Here is a 20,011-nt window from a genome sequence, read left to right as displayed (position 1 = left end):
TCGTTGGCGCCCCCGTGGCCAGACGCTACGCTCGCCGCGATGCTGCGCCGGCGCTCGTTCTGGATCGCCGCGGCCGCCGTCGCCTACACCGCCTTCGCCGCGCTCCGGGCGTCCGGCGGCCACGGGCCCGCGTGGCTCGCCCTGCTCGGGCTGCCCGCGTTGCTCGCGCTTGGCCTCCGCTGGGTAGAGCGGCCGCCGCGGGGAGAGGACCGGATCGAGCCGGCGGCCCGCAGCGCGGCTGCCGTCTGCCTCACCGGCGCCGCGATGCTCGCCGCCGCGCGGAGCGGCCCCGCCGGGCTCGCGCTGATCGCGCTCGGCAACCTCGGCGCGGCGGCCGCGGCGATGGCCGCCCTGGTCGGCCTCGCGCGCATCGCGGGCCTCGGCGGCCTTCTCGAGCCTCCGCCGAGCACGCGGCGCCTCGACGCGGCGGCGTTCGCCTCGCTCTTCTGGACCGTGGCGATCGCCCTGCCCGCCGTCTCCGCGGTGGCGCCAGAGCGCACGGCCGATCTCGATCCGCTGCTCGTCCACTACGCCACGTCCGCCGCCTCGCTCGGCTCGCTCACGGTGACGCTCGTGGCGATCGCGCGCGTCCGCATCGCGCGGCGGATCGAGCTCGGCGTGGCCGACAGGGTCGAGGCCGCGCTGCTGCTCACCGCGACCGCGCTGGCGGTCGGCCTCGCGGCGGCCTTCGTCGGCGTCGCGCCCCCCGAGTCGATCCTGCCGGTCACGAGCGCCGTCGCGGCGGTCTGCGTCGCGTTCTGCACCGTGGCCGCGGACGCCGCGCAGGTCTCGCGCGCGCTCCGCGGCACGCTCGCCGTCGCGACGCTCGCGACCCCGCCGGCGCTGCTCGCGGTCTACGCCGTGCACGAGGCGCCGCGCGGCGATCTCGGGCTCCGCGGCGCGCCGCAGTCCTCCGTCGGCGTGGCCGTGTTCGGCGCGTGCGCGCTGTGCGCGCTCGCGGGGCTCGCGGCGCCGGCGCTCGCGCGCCGGTTCGCGCCGGAGGGGGCGCGCTGGCTCGGGGCCTTCGACGCCGCGACGCGCGCGGCGATGAACCCGGAGCCGGAGGCGGCGCTCGAGGCGGCGCTCTCCGCGCTGCGCGAGGCGTCGGACGCCGGCGTCGCCGGGCAGGCCCCGCCGGCGCTCTACCTGCTCTCGCCGCCCGAGCGGGTGACCGTCGATCGCGCCGGCTACGCGCACACCGAGCCGGCGGAGGTGCCGGCGCGCCTCATCGAGCTCGCCCAGATCGAGCCGGAGCGCGTCCTTCGCGTCGAGGCCGCCGAGGCCGTCGAGGTCCGGCGGCCGGAGGTGCGCCCGCTGCTCGCCTGGCTCGCGGAGCGCGACGTCGGCGTCGTGGCCCTGGTGAACGACGCGGAGGGCCCGATCGGGGCCCTGGCCATCCCGCGGGCCCGGCGCGCGTCGCCGATGACGCTGGAGGAGGTGAGCGGCCTGCGCGCTGTCGCCGACCGGCTCGGCGCGGTGATCGCGGTGTCGGCGATGCTGTCGGGGTCGCGCGGCCGCGAGGTCGCCGCCCGCCGCGAGGCCGAGGAGCGCGCGCGCGAGGTGAGCCGGCTCGAGCGCGCTGTGGCGCAGGGCGCGGGGCGCTTCCGCGCGATCGCGGCGCTGCTCGCGCGGCCGGCGCGGGCCGCCGCCTACAGCCCCGCCGCCCGCGCGGCGCTCGAGCAGCTGGAGCGGCTCGGCGTGGCCGGCGGCCCGGTCACGCTGCTGACGGCGCCCGGGATCGACGCCGTGGCGTGGGGCGCGGTCGTCCACCTGACCTCGCCGCGCGCGGGCGGCCCGCTGGCGATCGTCGACGGCGCGGCGCCCCTCCCCGAGGGGTTCGCGCAGGCGTTCGCGCAGGCGCGGGGCGCTGCGCCGGCGCGCGACGAGGCGGCGGCGATCGAGGGCTCCTCGGGGACGCCGACCGCGCTCGCGCTGTGGCGTGATCCGGACAGCTCGCCCATCGAGGCGGCGCGGGGGGGCACGCTGCTCGTGCTCGACGCCCAGGCCTTGCCGTCGGAGGTGCAGAGCTACCTCGGCGCCGCGCTGCCGGACGATGTGGGGCTCGTCGTGGCGGTGCCCCAGACCGTGGACGCGCTCGCGGCGACCGGCCAGCTGAGCGAGCGGCTCGCGGACCGGCTCGGCGACCGGGCCGTCGCGCTGCCCTCGCTGTCGTCGCGCGCCGAGGATCTCCGCGCGCTCGCGCTGGATCACCTCGCGCGCATCGGCGTCCGCCTGCGGGGCCGTCCGTTCGGCCTCGATCTGCGCGCGCTGCAGGCCGTGCTCGACCACCCGTGGCCCGGCAACGACGCCGAGATGGGCGCTGTCCTGCTCCGCGCGGCGCTCGTGGCCAAGGGCGACGTCATCGGCGAGAGCGAGCTCGCGGCGATCGGCTTCGCCCCGTCGCCCGAGCCCGCCAGCGGGGCGGACAGCGTCCGCGGCGAGCCGCGCCGCGCCCGGAGGCGGCGCGCGGATCCGAGGGGGTAGGCTACGCCTCGGGCGGGGCCCGCCGCGCTGCCCTGGGTGGCACGCCGGGGCGGATCTGCGCGGGCTGCAGCATGTTCTTCCGGAGGAAGTGATCGAACATGTGCTGGCAGCTGGGACAGGGGTCCACGGGATCGCCGGCGTCGAAGTACCTGGACGCCGCTGCCTGGATCGCGATCCCGGCGTCGGGGATCTCGCGCAGCGCCCGTCGCGTCCCTGCCTCGTCCAGGGTGCCGGGCCGGAGCGCGTGTTGCCGCTCCCATGAAGCAAGGTAGTCGCTGAGCGCCGCGGGCGCCGAGCATCGTCCTGGCTCCACGGGGATCCGCGCCGGCTCTCCCCTGGAGAGCTCCTCGATCCAGCCGCGGTACCACGCGGTGAAGCTGTCGTGGGTCGGGACGACGCCGAGGCCTGCCGCGCGAAGATCCGCCCAGACGCTGCCCGCGCGCGGGCCGCGGATCACGAGCACGGAGAAGTAGCCGCAGCCCATGTGCGCGAGCGCGACCGTCCCGCGGACGACGTCGTCGGTCTGGAGCGCGGCGCGCTGGGGTGCGGCCAGCGTCCGTGGATCGGGCCGGTAGGCCCTCGTGTGGGGGAACTCGCCGGTGAGGCTCTCGATCTGTCCAGGGCCGTCGAGCGGCAGGAGCCCGTGGTACGGGCCGGCGCCGGAGCTCCCGACGCGGGTCAGAAACGCGGCGTAGTCGGCGGGGATGCGGGCGCCGCACGAGGCCTCGATGCGCTCGATGTCTCGCGCGGTGAGCGGCGGGCGGAGCCGGTATCCGTGCGCGCGGGCGCCGAAGCGGTTCAGCCACGGATCGTGATCGCGGTGGAGGTGGTCGAGCGCCTCGGCGGCGCCCGCGACGAAGCCCTCGACGACCGCGGCGGGAGCGGGGTGGTGGAGCCCCTCGGCGCGCAGGCGCTCGAGCGCCCACGCGGCGGCGGCGCTCTCCGGGTGCGCCCTGGCGTAGGCCGCGAGCTTGTCGTACGCGGAGGCGTCGCCGTCGCGCGCGGCGCGGTGGTAGGCGTGGATCGGAAAGGCGGTTGGGTGCGCCGGCTGCGCCTCGAGGACGGCGTCGAGGTGCCGCAGCCCCTCGTCGGTGCGGCCGGCCTCGCAGAGCATGGCGCCGAGGTCGCAGCGGGCCGAGACGTCCTCGGGATCGAGGCGAGCTGCGGCCTCGAACGCGTCGCGGGCGGCGTCGATCTCGCCGCGCTCGCGGAGGGCGTAGGCCAGGCTCACGGCGGTCGCGAACGTCGGATCGAGCTCGAACGCCCGGCGGGCGAGCTGCACGGCCTCGTCGAGGCGGCCGAGCTTGCGGAGGATCATCCCGGAGACCCAGGCGACCTGCGGATGGTCCGGGTGGCTCGCACGGAGCACGTCGAGGGCGGGCAGCGTCTTTTCCAGGGCGCCGCGGGCCTTCGTGTCGGGGTGCTCCTCCGGGTAGCGGCCGAGGAGTTTCACAAGGCGGTAGACCGCGGCATCGACCTCCATGCGCGCCACGTTCTTCGGCGTGAGCTCCGGGGCGCCCTGCCGCGGCGTGGGTTTCTGCTTGCGCCGTCCGGTCCTGGACATGGCGGGACGGTAGCCTGCCCCCGCGGGGGCACCAAGGAGCGGCGGAACGCCCGCAGGGATCGCGCGCCGCAGGAGAGGTCGGCCGTTGATGCCTCCGGGAACGCGGTCCGCTCGGGCGAGCTCTCACGGATCCCGGATCCGGCCGCCGGCGGGGCGGCCTGGCAGATCAGCGCCGCGTGGCGGGACGCCCGCCCGCGTGCACCGCCGCGTGCGGGGACGCCCGCCCGCATGCGGCTCTGCGTGGGGGGACGCCCGTCGGCGTGCACCGCCGCGTGCGGGGACGCCCGCCGGCATGCAGCTCTGCGTGGGGGGACGCCCGTCGGCGTGCACCGCCGCGTGCGGGGACCGCCATGGACGGCGTCGAGGAACCGCCGGCGGGTTGCGGGCGGCACGCTCGTCGCCGAGCATGCTCGCATGGCGCGAACGGCCCCGTTTCCGAATGCGGCGGTGATCCCCGGCATGAACCCCGGCGTCTTCATCCTCGGCGGCGGCGGAAGCGGCGGCGGTGGCAACGGCCACATCGGGAATGGCCGCGGCGGCGGTCAAGGCGGCGATGGGAAGAACGGCGGCAACGGCGCGCGCGGCGGCGGCAAGGACGCGGGGAGCTGCGGGCCCGGCAGCGGCGGCGGCTGTCCCAACCCCGCACACGGCGGCGGAGGCGGCACGCACGCGGGCGATCCGGTCGATCCGATCACAGGGCGCGTCTACACGGTGGCGGTCGTCGACCTCGCGCTGCCCGGCGCGATCCCGCTCGTGGTCAAGCGCAGCTACAGCTCGGCGCTCGTCGAGGAGGATTGCGGCCTCGGCTTTGGCTGGACGCACTCGCTCGCGTGGCAGATCGAGGAGCGACGTCGCGGCCTGCGGGTGCTGGAGCCGCACGCGGCGGCGATGGAGCTGCCGCGGAAGCTCGATGAGGACGAATCGGTGCGGCTGCCGTGCGGGGTACTGACCCGGTATCCCTGGGGCTACGCGCTCGCGGCGGATGGGCTGGCGTATCTGTTCGCAGAGCCGCTCGGCAGCCGCTGGCTGCTGAGCCGGATCGTCGACGTGCACGACAACGCCGTCGCGCTCGCGTACGAGGACGGCGGCCTCGTGCAGGTCATCGACAGCGTAGGCCGTGTCGTGCGCGTACGGCGCCACAGCGACGGGCACATCGCCGCCTTCGAGGTCAAGAACGCCTTCGCGCACGGTCGATGGGAGACACGGCGGCGGTACGCGTTCGACGCGCGCGGCGACCTCATCGCGGCCGAGGACGCCGCGGGCCACGCCCACCGCTTCGCCTACGATGAACGCCATCGTCTGATTCGGCGAGAGGAGCCCGGCGGGCTCGTCGCCAAGTTTCGCTACAAGGACACGCGCTGCATCGAAGCGTGGTGTCACCGCGAGGGCAACGACGCGCTCGACGACGGCGTGCCGGGGGCCTTGAGTGACGGTTCACCAGCGAAGGGGTTCCTGCACGTCAAGATCGATCACCACGACGGCGTGCTCACGGAGGTGATCACCTCGCGCGCCATCCGGCGGGTCGACGGAAACGCCTTCGGCAAGCTCGACAGGATGGTCTGGGGAGCCGGCGGCGGCGTGCATAGGTTCGGCTACGACGATACCGGTGCGCTGTGCGCGTACCAGGACGCGCTGGGGCAGGTCTTCCGCTGGGAGCGCGACACCGAGGGGCGGGTTCTAGCCGAGGTCGATCCGATGGCGAACAGGACCGCCTACGAGCACGACGCGCGCGGGCTCGTCTCGGCCATGACCGACGCGCTCGGCGGCACGGCGCGTTACGAGCGCGACGCGCGCGGCGATGTGGTGGCCGTCTACGACGACATGGGGTTCGTCGTCGGGTTCGCCTACGACGCGCGCGGCCTGCTGGTCGGCGCGACCCTGCCGAACGGCGGCGAGACGCGCATGGAGTACGACGCGCTCGCGAACCGCGTCCGCGTCGTCGAGCCCGACGGCACCGAGCGACGCATCCGCTACGACTTCCTCGGGCGGGTGATGGGTTTCACCGACGAGCGCGGGAACGAGACGCGGTTCGCTTACGACGCCTGCGGCAGGCTCGCGGCCGTGTTCGGGCCGAGCGGCGCGGTGACGCGCTACGACTTCGACGTCGACGGCAACCTGGCCAGGATCGGCGACGCCGACGGGCGCACGACCACGCTGCGCTGGGGCGGCTTCCACGTCGTCACCGAGATCGAGCGGCCGGACGGGAGCAAGGTGCGGTACCGCTACGATCGCGAGCAGGACCTGGTGCGCATCGTCAACGAGGCAGGCGAGGAGCACCGGCTCGAGCGCGACGCCGAGGGGCGCATCACCGGCGAGCGGACCTTCGATGGGCGGGAGATCCGGTACAAGCTCGATCTGCTGGGCAGGATCGTACGGAGGGAGTGTGGCTCCGAGAGCGTCGGTCTCGCGTACGATCCGCTCGGGAGGCTCGTGAAGCGGAGCACCTCCGACGGGCGCGAAGATACCTTTGAGTACGATCCTCTCGGCCGGATCGAGCGCGCGGTCAGCGGCGACATCGAGTGCGAGTACACCTACGACCCGCGGGGGCGGGTGACGGCCGAGGTGACGCGGCGGGGCGCCGAGGTGCTCGCGACGTTCGCGTGGACCTACGACGCCATGGGCAAGGCCACCTCCGTGCGCGGGCCGGGGGGCGAGATGAGCGTGCAGCGCGACGTCAGGGGGCGGCCCGTCGCCGTGCAGATCGGCGGGGAGAGCAAGCCGCTGCGCCTCGCATACGATGCGCGCGGCTTCGAGGTCGAGCGGCTCTTGCCAGGCGGCGGCACGATCGCGACCGACGTCGACGCGGACGGGTGGATGGAGCGGCAGCGGGTGCTCGGGATGCCTACGGCACCGCGCGTCGCTCCGGGAGAGCCCGCCTGGGTCGGCCCGCTGCCGTCGCGCGAGACGTGGCGCAAGACGTACGCTTGGTCGCCTGCGGGGCTGCTACGCACCCACGAGGACCTCGGCGGTAAGATGGGAGAGCTGCTCCGCGATGCGAACGGCCGCGTCGTCGAGCGGCGCAAGGCGGGCAGAGTCGCCGAGCGGTTCCGCTACACCGCTGCGGGAGAGATGGAGCGAGCTGGCGAGCGACGTACGTACGCGCCTGGGGGGCGGTTGACGGCACGCACCGCGGGACAAGAGACCGTGCACTACGAGTACAGCGATCGCGGCGATGTGGTGCGGAAGCGCGTGAGCGAGCTGGACGGCCAGGGGGAGGTGCGGCGTGAGCTCGTGTGGACGTACGACTGGACCGGCGACGGGCGGCTCATGGCGGCGCGGACCCCGGAGGGGAGGACGATCTCGTTCACTTATGACGCCTTCGGTCGCAGGGTCGAGAAGCGCGTGGCGCGACTCGGGCAGGTCGAGAGCGTGACCCGGTATGCCTTTCGCGGCGATGTGATGGTGCACGAGCGCACCGAGCGCGCGCAGCACGACGAGGCGCCCGTCGTGGAGGAGCGGAGCTACGTCACGCTGCCGGAGAGCATTCTGCCGCTCGCGCAGAGGGAGGGCGCGGCGGGGGGGCTCAGGTACTTCGTGCACGGAGTGAACGGGTTTCCGGAGGCGCTGTTCGAGGGGGACGGGAGCGCCGCGACGGAGCTCGAGGCAGGCCTGTACGGCGACCTGCCGGCCGAACAGGCCAGGATCACACCGCTCAGGCTTCCGGGGCAGTATGCCGACGAGGAGACCGGGCTCCACTACAACGGGCACAGGTACTACGACCCGGAGACCGGGGAGTACCTCAGCCCGGAGCCGATAGGGCTGGAAGGGAGCCTCAAGGCATATGCCTACGCCGATTCGTGGCTCCCCGAAGCGATCGATCTGGATGGGCTCAAGAAGGATCCGGTCCTCTGCACCATCCGCAAAAAAGATGGCACGACCGTGACCGGCGCGAGCCAGGACAGAGGCCCGGGCGATCTACATAAGGCAGTCTTGGCCGCGTTACCTCCGACGCCGGCTCGCGATCCCGATGACCCCACCGCTCCCTGGAACTGCGCAGAGCCAGCAGCGCTCTCCGCACACATCAAGGACTGGGAAGAGAGGAATAGGCCAAAAAAGTGTGAGCCGGGCGCAGAGGGGTGGAAGAAGAACCTCCGATCCGCCATGCGAGAGATAGACGAAGAAAACGGAATCTCGTCGAAGCACGAGAAATCGAGCGTGGCTCGCGCTCCATGCCCAAACTGCTCGCAAACGGTGCCGAGGCTCTTCGCGCTCGCTGGCATGATGCCGCCCACGAAGGTGCTCGCTCCAGGATACCAAAACAAGAAAGGCGTGGGACCGCTCGAGCGCTTCTCCAAACCAAACGATAGCTTTCACAAGGATCCGAGCAACAAATCTCCGAATATATCGACACCGGGAACAACCAACCTGGGAACCTGGTCGCTCACCAGCAAAGGCTGGATGCGTCACCCCTGAGGATCGATGCATGAGCCAAACTCGTCCATCGCTGGAGGCTTTCGGTAGGCAGCTCTCGGACCGCGCGAGTTCATTCTTCACGAGCGAGCATATATTTCGGGATGTCTCGAGAACATGTAGCTTCGAGCGGCTCGCCGAGGAGCTCGATCGGCGAGGTGCGCCGTGGTTCGACAAGGTGTTCGAACTTGAAGAAGACTTCGGTGGCCTGGTACGTCGAGGGACCCATCCGAAGGCGCCTTCCCTGGCCCTCGGACTCTTTCAATTGATATGCCTTGGCCTCGACTCTCCCGGCGACGACGAGCCCGAGGACGACTCCGCGCTCGTCTCGTCAGCGTGGCCCATGGCACGTTTGTCAGCGACCGGCGATCCGATGGTCCATGTAGGCTTGTACACGACGGAACGGGATCTCTACATCAACGAGGCTGGATGGGTATTCTGTTACATTCCCATGTTGGATCGCGTCGAACTTCTCTCTGGATCGGCGTCAACGTTCTTGGAACGGATCGCACTCGAGGATCATGTGCGACGCGCGATGCGCGACCACGCAGGGACGTTTTTCATCGCAGATGCGGGCCTCTCGATCGCACAGGCTCTCGGCCTGCCCATCATTGAGGAGGCTTCGGACGCGCTGGTCAAGCACTGGATGAGTCCCGATGTCTTCGTCTCACGCTTGCCCTCGGCGTCCACATCGGGCACCTGCAGGACGCGAATCGTGTCCCGCACAGTGGAAGACCTCCTCCTCGCGGCTCGGACCGTGACAAAGAAGCATCCTGGAGCGCGGGCGACCGTGGAGACTTATCTGCGAGGTGGACGCGAGCGATACGACGCGCTCCAGCGCGAAGGAATCGCCGTCGATGAATGATCGGAGGCCGATACCGGTCCTCCGCGCGGTCGGGTCGCGTTCGTGGTGTTCCCCCCGAGGCCCCCTCCCCTCCCTGAGCGCGCGGAGCGCGCGATTTGGGAGGGGCGGGCCGCGCGCAGGCGCGGAGCGCCGAGCACGGACCGGGGGTGGGCATCCGCTGCCGCTGCTGCGCCCTCTCGCGCGTCTCGCTCGTCGCGCACCGAAGCGCCCGGTGCCCTCACCCGGGCGCCCGACGAAAGAGCGCGCGACGGCTCGTGAGGCCGCTCAGTAGAAGCGGTAACCGAGGCTCGCCGGGGCCGCGAAGACCCAGCCGTCGAGGCCCTTCATGACCGTCGGGGAGACGCTCAGCAGGAGCGCGCCCGACGTCCAGCCCGCGCTCGGAAGGTCCGCGAGCACCAGCGACACGTCGACGCTCCCGCCGAACGCGAGCGTCTCGACGAGCGCGCTCTCGGGGAGGCTGCCCTCGCGCGCGTTCACGGCGACCTCGCTCCGACCGTAGTTGAGGTGGACCACCTCGGAGGGGATCTCCCCCTTGATCCCGGTGACGTTCGCCTGCTGCCCCACCGGGCCCACGAGCCCTGAAAGGCCGAGCCAGACGCGCCCGAGGCGCATCGAGACGGAGGGGCCGCCGACAACGAAATAGCCGCCGCCGAAGCGGTAGCCGCCCAGCACACGCGCGCCAAGGTGCAGATCCTCGGAGATCGCAAACCCGATGAACGCCTCCCCGCCAGCAAACGGCCCGATCGCCGGATCGAAGCTGGCATGGCAGACCTCATCGTCACAAGGCGCGATGAGCTCACCCTCCGGGATGTTGTAGCTGTAGGAGTACGCGCTCAGATCGCCGAAGCTGCCGGCGTCCATCAGGCCGATCAACGCGCCGCCGGCCACACCGGCCTCGATCACGAAGCTCCCGGTGTGCCTCGGCGAAGATCCAGAGCTCGGCTCCGGCTCCTCGGCTGCAGGAGGCGCCGCAGGCGACGCATCGGTCTCCGGCCCCGCGGCAGCCTTCCCAGGCCCGGCAGCGCCCTTCCCAGCCTCCGCCGCAGCCGGGCCCTTCTCAGACCCCGCAGCGCCCTTCCCGGGCCCCGCAGCGCCCTTCCCGGGCCCCGCAGCGCCCTTCCCCGGCGCCGCAGCGCCCTTCCCCGGCCCCGCAGCGCCCTTCCCGGGCCCCGCGGCGCCGTCCCCGGCCGCCGCGCTCCCCTTCTCCGACGCCGCCGCCACCGACGCCGCCGGCGCGGGCGCCTCCGCCGCGGGCGCAGGCTGCGCAGCGGCCGAGGCGTCCTTGGCGAGCGCCGGCAGCGCCACGGTCTTCCGCTCGCCCCGCTTGATCGACACCGAGTGCTCCCACGGCTTTCGACCAGGGGCGCTCGCGCTCACCTTGTGCTGGCCATGATCGATCGGCCTCGCCTGACCCCAGAGCGCGCCGTCGACCGGCGCCCCGTCCAGCGTCACCTCGAGCCCCTCGACCGCGGCTGCGCGCGGCACGCTCAGCGTCAGCCGCGGGAGCGACAGCTCCAGCTTCGCTCCCCTCGCCTTCGCGTCGGCCTCCAGGCGCTTGTTGCCCTCCTTGCGGGCCGCTGCGCCGAGATCGATGTACTCGGCCCACGCCGTCGCCACCTTGCCCTGCTTCTCGTGGCACATCGCGAGCGCGAGGAGCGTCGCCGACCTCGGGCTCAGCCTGTAGCTCTCCTCGAGCTTCGGGCAGGCCTCCGCGACCTTGCCCTTCTTCATCAGGCTCTTGCCCTCGTCGAGCAGCGCCTCCGCCTGCGCGAACGCGACGCCCGGGCTCACCGCGAGCGCGAGCGCGAGCGCGACGCCGGCGAGGCGCGCGCAGGAGCGCCCGGCGCTCCAGGCGCGCCGCGACGCCTCGACGCAGGAGCCGCGGCGCCGCGCGCGCCAGGGGGAAGCAAGCAACTTGTCGGAAGTCTCAGCGTCTTGCCGGTTCAAACGGTCCGTCGCTCCCAGGGCGATGCCCGTGAGGTGATGTCCAAGGCGCGAGCGCAAGGACGGCGCGCCTCCGCACTGCAAGGAGGACGGAGCGTACCACGCACCGTTTGAGCCGAGCAAAGCCGCGCGCGGTGCGTGGAGATGACAGGACGAGCGCGTGGCAGGCGCGGGTCAGCCGGCCGCGGAGCGCTCGTCGAGCAGCTTGATGCCGGCGGCGACCTCGCTGGCGAACGACTCGGCGAGCGCCCGCGCCTGGGCGAACCGCGGCGGGACTTCCCGGGCGGCGCGGGCGAGCGCCGCGACGGCGAGGTCGTGGGGCTGGCGCAGGAGGACGCGGTACGCGAGGCTCCGGCCAGGAGGCGTCGCGACGACCGCGAGCGTCGAGGCCGACCACGCGAACGGCGGGTCCTTCCGCGCGGCGGTCGCGAGATCCGTGAGCGGCGTGCGCGTCATCCAGAGGGAGAGCGCCTCGGCGAAGTCCGGCGGGGCGAGCCCCGGGACGTCGTGGCCCATGTCCGCGAGGCCGACGCGCCGGGTGTCGACCTGGACGCCGCGCAGCTGCCGCCACCGGAGCAGCCGCGCGGGCGGACGCTGGCCGCGGAAGCTCGCGCGGCCCGTCCACCAGGCGACGAGCGCGTCCGTGCGAAAGCAGTCGAGCACCCGCGCGAACGTCACGTGCCGCGAGAGCGCGGCCCCGACGTCCACCGGCGCGGGCACGAGCTCGCAGAGGTCGCGCACGCTCGCGAGCAGGCGGGGATAGCGGCTGCGCGTCAGGACGCTGGCGAGCTCGTGGTTCGTGAGCTGGAGCAGGTCGTTCAGCGCGGCAAGGAGCGCCCACTCGGCAGCGGTGAGCCCCGGGAGCACGTCGACGGGGGCGATGAGGCGGGCGACACGGACGCGGACCAGATCGATCCGCGAGCCGAGGTCGCGATCGATCGCCGGCGCGCCGTCGCCGAGGAGCAGCGCGAGCCGGACGCCGAAGGGGCGCACGGGGCGCAGAGGACCGCCGAGGACGAGCGGGGCGAGCACGTTCGCCTGGAGCTCGGAGAGCCGCTCGGCGATCGCTTCGGCCTGGGTCATTGGGGCGCCCGGCCAGCGCCCGGCGGCAGCGCCCTCGGCTCGGCCAGCGCCTCGGACGGGGCGAGATCGCGCAGCGGCCGGATGCCGACGCCGCCGAGCACGACCTCGGGCAGCTCGGTGGCCAGCGCCGCCGTGAGGCCCGCGGACGACGCGGCCACCGCCGACCATTGCTGGGCCTCGAGCAGCGCCGTCTCGAGGGCGACGAACGCCTCCTCCGGCACGCCGATCGCCCCCCCGTCGCGCCCGATGAACAGCGCCTGCCCGGCGGGGGCGCCCAGCGCGCGGAACAGCACGCCGGGCGCGACCGCAGGGACCGCATCGTAGCCGGCAGGGATGTAGAGGCCCGGATGGACCTCCCGGAAGAACTCGCCGACCGGGATCCCCTCGATGCCGGTGGGGTGCCGTAGGAACGCGCCCGCAGCGGTGAAGGCGATGCGGGCGCGGCGCAGGGTCTCGGGGCCGAGCGCGTAGGCGACGTGCCGCAGGAGCGGCATCTCCTGCGGCCGGATCCACGAGGCCGTGACCGAGCGCCACGGCTCGGAGCTCGGGACGAGGCGGAGCGACAGCACGACCGACGCGGGGCGCTGCGCGTCGCCCTCCGCCGCCACCTTCGCCGCGACGGGCTCGCGGCCGAGCTCCACCCGGGCGAACGCCGCGACGTCGCCCATCGCCGGCAGCTTCGCGATCTCCAGCGCCTCGCGGCCCCCGCCCCGGAAGAGCACGAGGCCCGCCTCGCCGAACACCGGGCAGGCGCGGAGGTTGACCGGGTGCCGGAACCCCACCTCCACCGCCGCGCCCGGCGCGACCGGCACGAAATACCCGAGCCCCGGCGTGCTCGTGAGCAGCGGGACCATCCGGGCAGGGACGGCCGGCGCGCGGAAGAGGTACCGGAGCACCGGGGCGTCATCGAAGCTCGACTCCGGCGGCCACTCGCACAGGCCGACCTCGGCCTCGACGCTGCTCCGGGAGAAGTAGCGAATGAGCGCCGGGCCGAGCCCCGACTCCGCGAGCAGCCAGCGGGGGCCAGGGTCCCGCCCGGCGGCCGGATCGAGGTGCGGCTCGAGCCGGAGCAGGAGCGTGCGCACGTCGACGCGACGCTCGACCTCGTACGTCTGCGAGAAGGCGTTGTGATAGAGCGAGAGCGCCGCGTCGCTGGGCAGGATCTGCGGGACGTCGTACCCGAACGGCGCGGCCGCGTCGCGGTACTGGACAAAGTGCCGGCTCGTGCCGGTGAAGCTGTAGCCGCCCGCGAGCCGCGCGATCTCGGCGACACGGTCGAGCCGATCGCTGCTCTCGGCCGCGAACAGGAGGGTGACCTCCCGCGCCCCCAGCTTCGATCGGACGATCTCGACGACGAGCGAGCGGAGGATGTCCGCGAGCGAGCCCTGCCGCGTGTAGAGCGCCAGGAAGGCCACGAGCCGATCGATCGACGGCAGGAGGACGAGCCCCTTGGCGCCGAGCGCGACCCCCTTGGCGTCGAGCCCGAGGCCGGGCGTGCGCAGCCGGGTCTGGTGAACGGCGACGCGATCGAGCATCGAAATGGCTCCCGCCGCTCGAACGTAACGCAACGTAGCGCAACGCTGGAGGAGCAGCGGAGCCGAAGACCGTAGGAGGAGCCGCCGGATCCGTCAAGAGAGGCCCGCCGCGCGCTCTGCGGGCTCCCCGGCCGGGTCCGTCAAGAGAGGCGCGCCAGGCGCCAGAGAGGCGCGCGCGGCTCGGCGAGCTCTCCTGCCGGCTCGCCGCGTCCGCCACGCTGCCGGGTCCCCGCGACCGCGACACTGGAACTGCCATGAGCGACGGCGTAGTCTCTTTCGCGAATGCGCCCTGTCGGAACACCGCAGGCCCACGCGGCCCGACGCGATGAGATCGCCTCTCCGCTGCGCCGGAGCCCCCTCGGCTCCCATCCCACGAACCACGTCGGCTAGCGCATGAGCTCCGCGCGCATCGAGTCCGCAAGGCCGCTCGTCGCAGGCCGGTTCCACATCGAGCACGAGGTCGGCCGCGGCGGGATCGGCACCGTGCACCGCGCCTTCGACGTGCAGACAGAGCGCTACGTCGCGCTGAAGATCATCACGGCGGTCGGCGTCGACGCCGAGGGCCAGGCCCGGCTCTCCCGCGAAGGGCAGGTCCTCTCGGAGCTCGATCACCCGGGGATCGTGAGGGTCGTTGCGTTCGGGACGCTCGAGGCGAGCGCTGTCGACGCGGAGGGGCGGCGCATCGAGGAGGGCGCGACCTACATCGCGATGGAGTGGCTCGACGGCGAGGACCTGGCGGCGCGCCAGAAGCGCTCCCCGCTCTCGCTGCGCGAGGGGATCGAGGTCGGGCGGCAGGTGGCGAGCGCGCTCGCGGCCGCGCACGCCGCGGGCGTCGTCCACCGCGACATCAAGCCTTCCAACATCATCCTCCTGCGCGGCTCGCCGGACGCCCCGCTCCGCACCAAGCTCGTGGACTTCGGCGTGGCGGCGTCGAAGGAGGTCGTGCTCACGACGGACGCGGGGGGCCTCGTCGGCACGCCGGCGTACATCTCGCCCGAGCAGGCGCGCGGCGACGCGACGGTGGACGCGCGCAGCGACCTCTACTCGCTCGGCGCGACGCTGTTCGAGCTGGTCGCAGGCCGGCCCCCGCACATGGGGCCGAGCTCGATCGCGACCCTCGTCCGCCTGGCGACGACGCCCGCGCCGCGCCTCTCGGAGTTCCTGCTCGACGTGGTCCCGGCGCTCGACGACCTGATCCACGCGCTCCTGCTCGCCGACCGGGAGCTCCGGCCGAGCTCGGCGCGCGAGGTGGCGGACAGGCTCGCGGCGCTCGCCGACGAGCCGTACCTGCCCACCCCGTCGCCGCTGCGCGTGAGCGACAACCCGCCGGGCGCGATGGGGACGCGGCTCGTGACCACGATCGTGGCGCTGCACGTGGCCACCGGGGAGGAGCGCCAGCGGGAGCTCGAAGCGCTGCGCCGCCGCGGGGCCGACGCGCTGCCGCTCGGCACGGACTCGATCGCCGCCCACCTCGGCGTGCGGCAGGCCCACGGCGACGAGGCGTCCCGCGCCCTCGAGCTCGGGCTCGCGCTCGGCGGCCGCGGCGGCCGCGTCGGCGTCGCCTCCGGCCGCATGCGCGTCGACAGGACGCGCGCCGCCGGCGAGGTCGTCGACCGCGCGGTCGCGCTCGCGCGCGAGGCGGGCCTCGGCCGGGTCCTCGCGGACGCCACCACGGTGGAGCTGTCCCGCGGGCGCTTCATGGGCGAGCCCCTGGAGAGCGGCGCCGTGCGGGTGCTGGCGCGCGCGCCGAAGCGGCCCGACGCGCAGACGCCGTTCGTGGGGCGGGACGCCGAGCTCATCACGACCGTCGCGGCGTTCGAGCGGTGCGTGGAGGACGGGACGCCGGTCGTGATGAGCATCTCGGGGCCGCCGGGGATCGGCAAGAGCCGGCTCGCGCGCGAGTTCGTCGCCCGCATCGTGGATCGACCGGATCCGCCGCGGCTCGTCCAGCTGCGCTGCGAGTCGTTCGGCCGCGCGCAGGCGCTCGGCGTCGCCACGGACGCGCTGCGGGTCCTCATGGGCCTGCCGAAGGGCGCGTCGCTCGAGCAGGCCGAGGACGCGGTGCGCGCGCGGCGGCCGCTCCACGGCGACGGCGGGCTCCTCGCGCGGCTGCTCGCGAACCAGCCGTTCCCGGACGGCGTCGACCTGCGCGGCGCGCGCGACGCGCTCTACCTCTCGATGACCGACATCGCCGTCGACGCGGCGTCGAGCGAGCCGTGCGCGCTGCTCGTCGAGGACGCGCAGTGGGCCGACCCGGAGAGCGTCGCGTGGCTCGATCACCTCCTCGGGCGGGCGACCGGGAGGGCGCTGTTCATCCTGCTCATGGTGCGCCCCGCGTTCTGGCGCGACCAGGGCCAGCGCTTCGCCGGCCGCGACCACGTGCGCGTGGAGCTGCGCCCCATCGCGCGCCGGGCCACGCGCGAGATCGCGCGGGCGGTCTTCAGCGCGGCCGCGGCCGCGCTGCCGTTCGACGAGGCGACGCTCGACCGCGTCGCGCAGCAGGCGGCCGGCTCGCCGCTCTTCGCCGAGGAGCTCGCGCGGGTCATCGCATCGGGCAAGGACGCCGCCACGGCGCCCACGATCGAGGCGGCCATCCAGGTGAGCCTCGACGCGCTCGACGAGCCCACCCGGGAGGCGGTGGTGCGCATGAGCGTCTTCGGCCTGTCGGTGTGGGACCTGGGCCTCGCCGAGGTCGGGGTGGCCGAGCCCGCGACGGCGCTGAAGAAGCTCATCGCCGCGGAGCTCCTCGTCGCGCAGCCCGCGTCGCGCTTCCCGGCCGCGCGCGAGTTCCTGTTCAAGCACGCGCTCGTCCGCGACGTCGCGTACGCGTCCGTCGGCGAAGAGCTCCGCCGGAGGCTGCACGCCGCGGCGGCGCGCTGGCTCGATCGGCTCGGCGAGGACAGCGCGACGGTGGCGCAGCACTTCGATCTCGGGGGCGAGCACGAGGAGGCCGCGATCCGCTGGGAGGCCGCCGCGCGGCGCGCCCTGGCGACGAACTCGCTCCGCGACGCGGTCACCATGGCCGATCGCGCGCTCGTGTTCTCCCCCGACAAGCCGACGGCGTTCGCGCGCGCGGTCCTCCTCGAGGAGGCGTACTCGCGGCTCGACGCGCGCTCGCCCGAGCGCGACTCGGCGATCCGGGCGATGTGGGAGAACGTCTTCGACGAGGCGAGCGAGCTGCGCACGCTGACGGCCCGCGCGCGCTACGACCACGCGTGCGGCTCCGGGATCGACCTGGAGGAGCGGCTGACGGCGCTGCGCGACCGCGCCCGGTCGATCGATCTCGTCGAGGAGGAGGCGCAGTGCTCGGCGACGCTGGCGCAGGTCCACGCGTTCGCCGGGCAGCTGGCGATGGCCGAGCAGGAGGCCGCGCACCTGCTCGACCTGGCGGCGCGGCGGAACCTCGTCTGGGCGGCGGTCGACGCGTGGCAGACGCGCGCGGTCGCCCACCAGACGCGCGGCGAGCCGGCCGCCGCGCTGGGGGCGCGCCGGAACGCGGCGCGGGCCGCGCGCCGGGCCGGGCTGCAGGAGCGCGAGGCGATGCTGACGATGAACGTCGGCTTCGCGCTGACGACCATCGGCGCCCGGGAGGAGGCGCTCCAGGAGATCGAGGGGGGCATCGCCAGGGCGCAGGCGATCGGCAGCTCCGGGGCGGCGCGGCACGGGCAGATGATCCTGCTCTGCTGGGCGGCGACGTTCGGCCCCGAGCCTCGGCTCGACGCCGTGCTCGCGGAGCCGCGCGCGAGCGCGGACGAGGCCGCGGGGAGCATGTGGGTCGTGCGCGACCGGGTGACGCTGGGCATCCTGTTCTACCGGGGCTGCGAGCTCTTGCGCCTCGAGTCGTCGGGCCTCGCGCGGGCGCGCTCGCTGCTGAAGAAGGCCACCGACGCGTACCGGGTCACCGACAACCGCGACGTCCTGCCCGTGGCGCTCGGGTTCTGCGCCGAGGCGGAGCGCCGCTTCGGCAACGCCGAGCAGGCCCGCGAGATCGCGCGGGAGGCGGCGGCCCTCGTCGAGGCGGGCGCGCCGAGCCTGCTCAACGAGGCGCCGATCTACCTCGCGCTCCACGACGCCTGCGTGGACATGGGCGATCTGGAGGGCGCGCGGGCCGCGATGGAGCGCGCGATGCCCCCGCTCCTGCGCCGGCTGAAGGGCCTCGAGGGGACGCCCTACGCCAGCTCGTTCCTGCTCAACCTGCCGCAGAACTCGGCGCTGCTCGTGGCCGCCGAGGCCTACGGCTGCGTGCCGCCGGAGCTCGAGGCGATGCTGAGCGGCCGGCCGTAGAGCCCCGCGCGGCGCTCCGACGCCCCTCGCGACGCCTCCGGCGGCTGTCCGGCGGCTAGGCCGAGCCCGCGGCCCTGCCCGTCACTTCCGCGGCGCGGCGCCGCCGCCCGCCTTGGGGGACGTCGACGGCACCTGGCGGAGGTTGATGGTCAGCACCTCGTCGCGCGTGAACACAACGAAGCGCGCCTCCGGGGTGTACCCGTCGGCCGTGACCCGGATGCGGTGCCCGGTGCCATCCCGGCTGAACCTCGCGAAGAACGGGTTGCTGGGGAGCTCCACGTCGTCGAGGTAGATCTTCGCGTCGAGCGGCGTGGCGATGATCCGGAGCTCGACGAGGTTGGCGACCGGGGGCGCGTAGGTCGTAGGAGGCGGGGTCGTGGGCTCGTCCCTCGCCTCCGTCGGAAGATCTCTCTCCGGCGGGGTCCTCGAGGATCGGAGCGCGAGGACCGCCCACGCGCCGCCGATCAGCAGCACCGAAAGCACGGCGATCCCCGCGCTCCAGAGCGCCTTTCGCCGGGTCGACTTGGTGTTGGCGACCATGATCGTGGGGATCGTCTGGCGGTTCGAGATGCTGTCCTCGCGCGACGGGTCGTCGCCCAGCATCTGGTCCCCCACCGGCGCGGAGAACTGCTGCGACATCTGCGAGAGCGGCATGCGCTGAGACCACGGCACGGCGCCGCGCTCCTCGAGCACCGGCAGGATCTCGAACTCCTCCCCGCCCTCGGCCGCGCCGGCGTGGAGCCGCCCCAGCTGGTCGCTGATCGCGGACCTCACCTCGGCGCGGCGGTGCGCGAATGTCTCACCGATGAGGCGACCGATCTCGGCCGAGGAGGGGCGGCGGCCCATCGTCGCCAGGTACGCCTCGACGTCGTCACGCATCTGGGCCGCCGTCGCGTACCGCTCCTCGGGCGCCATCGCGAGCGCGCGCGAGCAGATCCGCTCGAGGGCGTCAGGCGCCGCGGGCCACCGCTCGCGCAGCTTCGGGATCTCGCCGAAGGTGAGCCGCTGGAGGATCTGCACGTCGGAGAGATCTCCCCAGAAGCGCTCGCCCACGACGAGCTCCCAGAAGATGAGGCCCATCGAGAAGATGTCCGCGCGGCGGTCGACCATCGTCGCGAGGGCCTGCTCCGGCGCCATGTACCGGATCTTCCCCTTCACGACGCCGGTGCTGGTGTCCGCGTCGCGCGTCGCCCACTTCGCGATGCCGAAGTCGACGACCTTCGCCTGCCCGTCGTAGGTGACGAAGATGTTGTGCGGGCTGATGTCGCGGTGGACCACCTGGAGCGGCTGCCCGTTGAAGTCCATGAGGTCGTGCGCGTAGTGGAGCCCGGCGAGCGCGTCGGCGAGGATCGCCAGGTAGACCGCGCGGTGACGCGACGGGTCGATCTTCCTGCAGATCCGATCGAGCGAGTGCCCTTCCAGGTACTCCATCACGATGTAGTACTGGTCGTCGATCTGACCGCACTCGTACGTCTGCACGACGTTCGGGTGGTTCAGCCGCGCGGCGAGCCTCGCCTCGTCGAGGAACATCGCGTTGACCTCGGGCTCGGTCGCGATCCCCGGCTTGAGCCGCTTGATCACGACCAGCTTCTCGAACCCGAGCGGGCCGCGATGCGCAGCGAGGAAGACCTCGGCCATCCCTCCCTGCCCAAGCTTTGCGATCAGCCTGTATCTCCCGAAGCCTCTCGCGGACTGCACGGGGAGCCGGACGATCATCGATGACGAGGTCACAGCACCTGATCGTTCGTAAGGATTGCTGACTCGTCAAGCAGACTCATGGAGATGTGCATCCCTCCGGCACAGCGGAGCCCCGGGGCGAGGAGCGCGCGCGCGCTCCCCCTG

Annotated in this window: 9 protein-coding genes; 4 read left to right on the top strand and 5 right to left on the bottom strand. The window is 73.5% G+C overall.

The features are described 5' to 3' along the window. Window positions 1-39 precede the first annotated feature (39 nt). Window positions 40-2,484: a hypothetical protein gene (locus WMF14_RS16780; RefSeq protein ID WP_437802131.1), complete on the top strand. Its 2,445-nt coding sequence runs from the start codon at window positions 40-42 to the stop codon at window positions 2,482-2,484. Between the two features lies 1 nt (window position 2,485). Here WMF14_RS16780 and WMF14_RS16775 read toward each other — a convergent pair whose 3' ends face one another. Beyond that, a complete protein-coding gene (locus WMF14_RS16775; RefSeq protein ID WP_437802129.1) occupies window positions 2,486-4,048 on the bottom strand; it encodes a tetratricopeptide repeat protein in 1,563 nt (520 codons plus the stop codon). A 414-nt stretch (window positions 4,049-4,462) separates the two neighbouring features. Between WMF14_RS16775 and WMF14_RS16770 the strand changes: the two genes are divergently transcribed. Together WMF14_RS16770 and WMF14_RS16765 are read left to right on the top strand one after the other, a co-directional pair. Further along, a complete protein-coding gene (locus tag WMF14_RS16770; RefSeq protein ID WP_437802127.1) occupies window positions 4,463-8,461 on the top strand; it encodes an RHS repeat-associated core domain-containing protein in 3,999 nt (1,332 codons plus the stop codon). A 10-nt stretch (window positions 8,462-8,471) separates the two neighbouring features. Continuing rightward, on the top strand, window positions 8,472-9,323 hold the full coding sequence (locus tag WMF14_RS16765; RefSeq protein WP_437802125.1) for a hypothetical protein: 852 nt from the start codon (window positions 8,472-8,474) through the stop codon (window positions 9,321-9,323). 264 nt (window positions 9,324-9,587) lie between these two features. Here the strand turns inward: WMF14_RS16765 and WMF14_RS16760 are convergent, their stop codons facing one another. From WMF14_RS16760 to WMF14_RS16750, 3 genes are all read right to left on the bottom strand, one after another. Beyond that, a complete protein-coding gene (locus WMF14_RS16760; RefSeq protein ID WP_437802123.1) occupies window positions 9,588-11,237 on the bottom strand; it encodes a hypothetical protein in 1,650 nt (549 codons plus the stop codon). A gap of 204 nt (window positions 11,238-11,441) precedes the next feature. Further along, entirely contained in the window at window positions 11,442-12,350 is a 909-nt protein-coding gene (locus WMF14_RS16755) for a hypothetical protein (protein ID WP_437802121.1), read from the bottom strand. After that, entirely contained in the window at window positions 12,347-13,885 is a 1,539-nt protein-coding gene (locus WMF14_RS16750; protein WP_437802119.1) for a hypothetical protein, read from the bottom strand. Before WMF14_RS16750 ends, WMF14_RS16755 begins: the two co-directional genes overlap by 4 nt. Window positions 13,886-14,278: 393 nt before the next feature. Here WMF14_RS16750 and WMF14_RS16745 point away from each other — a divergent pair, with 393 nt between their 5' ends. Next, complete coding sequence (locus tag WMF14_RS16745) at window positions 14,279-18,169, top strand: serine/threonine-protein kinase (protein ID WP_437802117.1); 3,891 nt, start codon at window positions 14,279-14,281, stop codon at window positions 18,167-18,169. Window positions 18,170-18,250: 81 nt separating this feature from the next. Here the strand turns inward: WMF14_RS16745 and WMF14_RS16740 are convergent, their stop codons facing one another. After that, window positions 18,251-19,807, bottom strand: a complete 1,557-nt coding sequence (locus tag WMF14_RS16740; protein ID WP_437802115.1) for a protein kinase domain-containing protein — start codon at window positions 19,805-19,807, stop codon at window positions 18,251-18,253. Between the last annotated feature and the right edge of the window lie 204 nt (window positions 19,808-20,011).

The organism is Sorangium sp. So ce693 (assembly GCF_051521375.1).
Lineage (GTDB): Bacteria > Myxococcota_A > Polyangia > Polyangiales > Polyangiaceae > Sorangium > Sorangium atrum.
The sequence above is the reverse complement of the archived record's forward strand: the minus strand, read 5'-3'. Positions and strand labels throughout refer to the sequence as shown.

Bases quoted from the DNA above. Each gene is read 5' to 3' on its own strand.
- WMF14_RS16780 (WP_437802131.1), top strand. From the start codon at position 40: ATGCTGCGCCGGCGCTCGTTCTGGATCGCCGCGGCCGCCGTCGCCTAC.
- WMF14_RS16775 (WP_437802129.1), bottom strand. From the start codon at position 4,048: ATGTCCAGGACCGGACGGCGCAAGCAGAAACCCACGCCGCGGCAGGGC.
- WMF14_RS16770 (WP_437802127.1), top strand. From the start codon at position 4,463: ATGGCGCGAACGGCCCCGTTTCCGAATGCGGCGGTGATCCCCGGCATG.
- WMF14_RS16765 (WP_437802125.1), top strand. From the start codon at position 8,472: ATGAGCCAAACTCGTCCATCGCTGGAGGCTTTCGGTAGGCAGCTCTCG.
- WMF14_RS16755 (WP_437802121.1), bottom strand. From the start codon at position 12,350: ATGACCCAGGCCGAAGCGATCGCCGAGCGGCTCTCCGAGCTCCAGGCG.
- WMF14_RS16750 (WP_437802119.1), bottom strand. From the start codon at position 13,885: ATGCTCGATCGCGTCGCCGTTCACCAGACCCGGCTGCGCACGCCCGGC.
- WMF14_RS16745 (WP_437802117.1), top strand. From the start codon at position 14,279: ATGAGCTCCGCGCGCATCGAGTCCGCAAGGCCGCTCGTCGCAGGCCGG.
- WMF14_RS16740 (WP_437802115.1), bottom strand. From the start codon at position 19,807: ATGGCCGAGGTCTTCCTCGCTGCGCATCGCGGCCCGCTCGGGTTCGAG.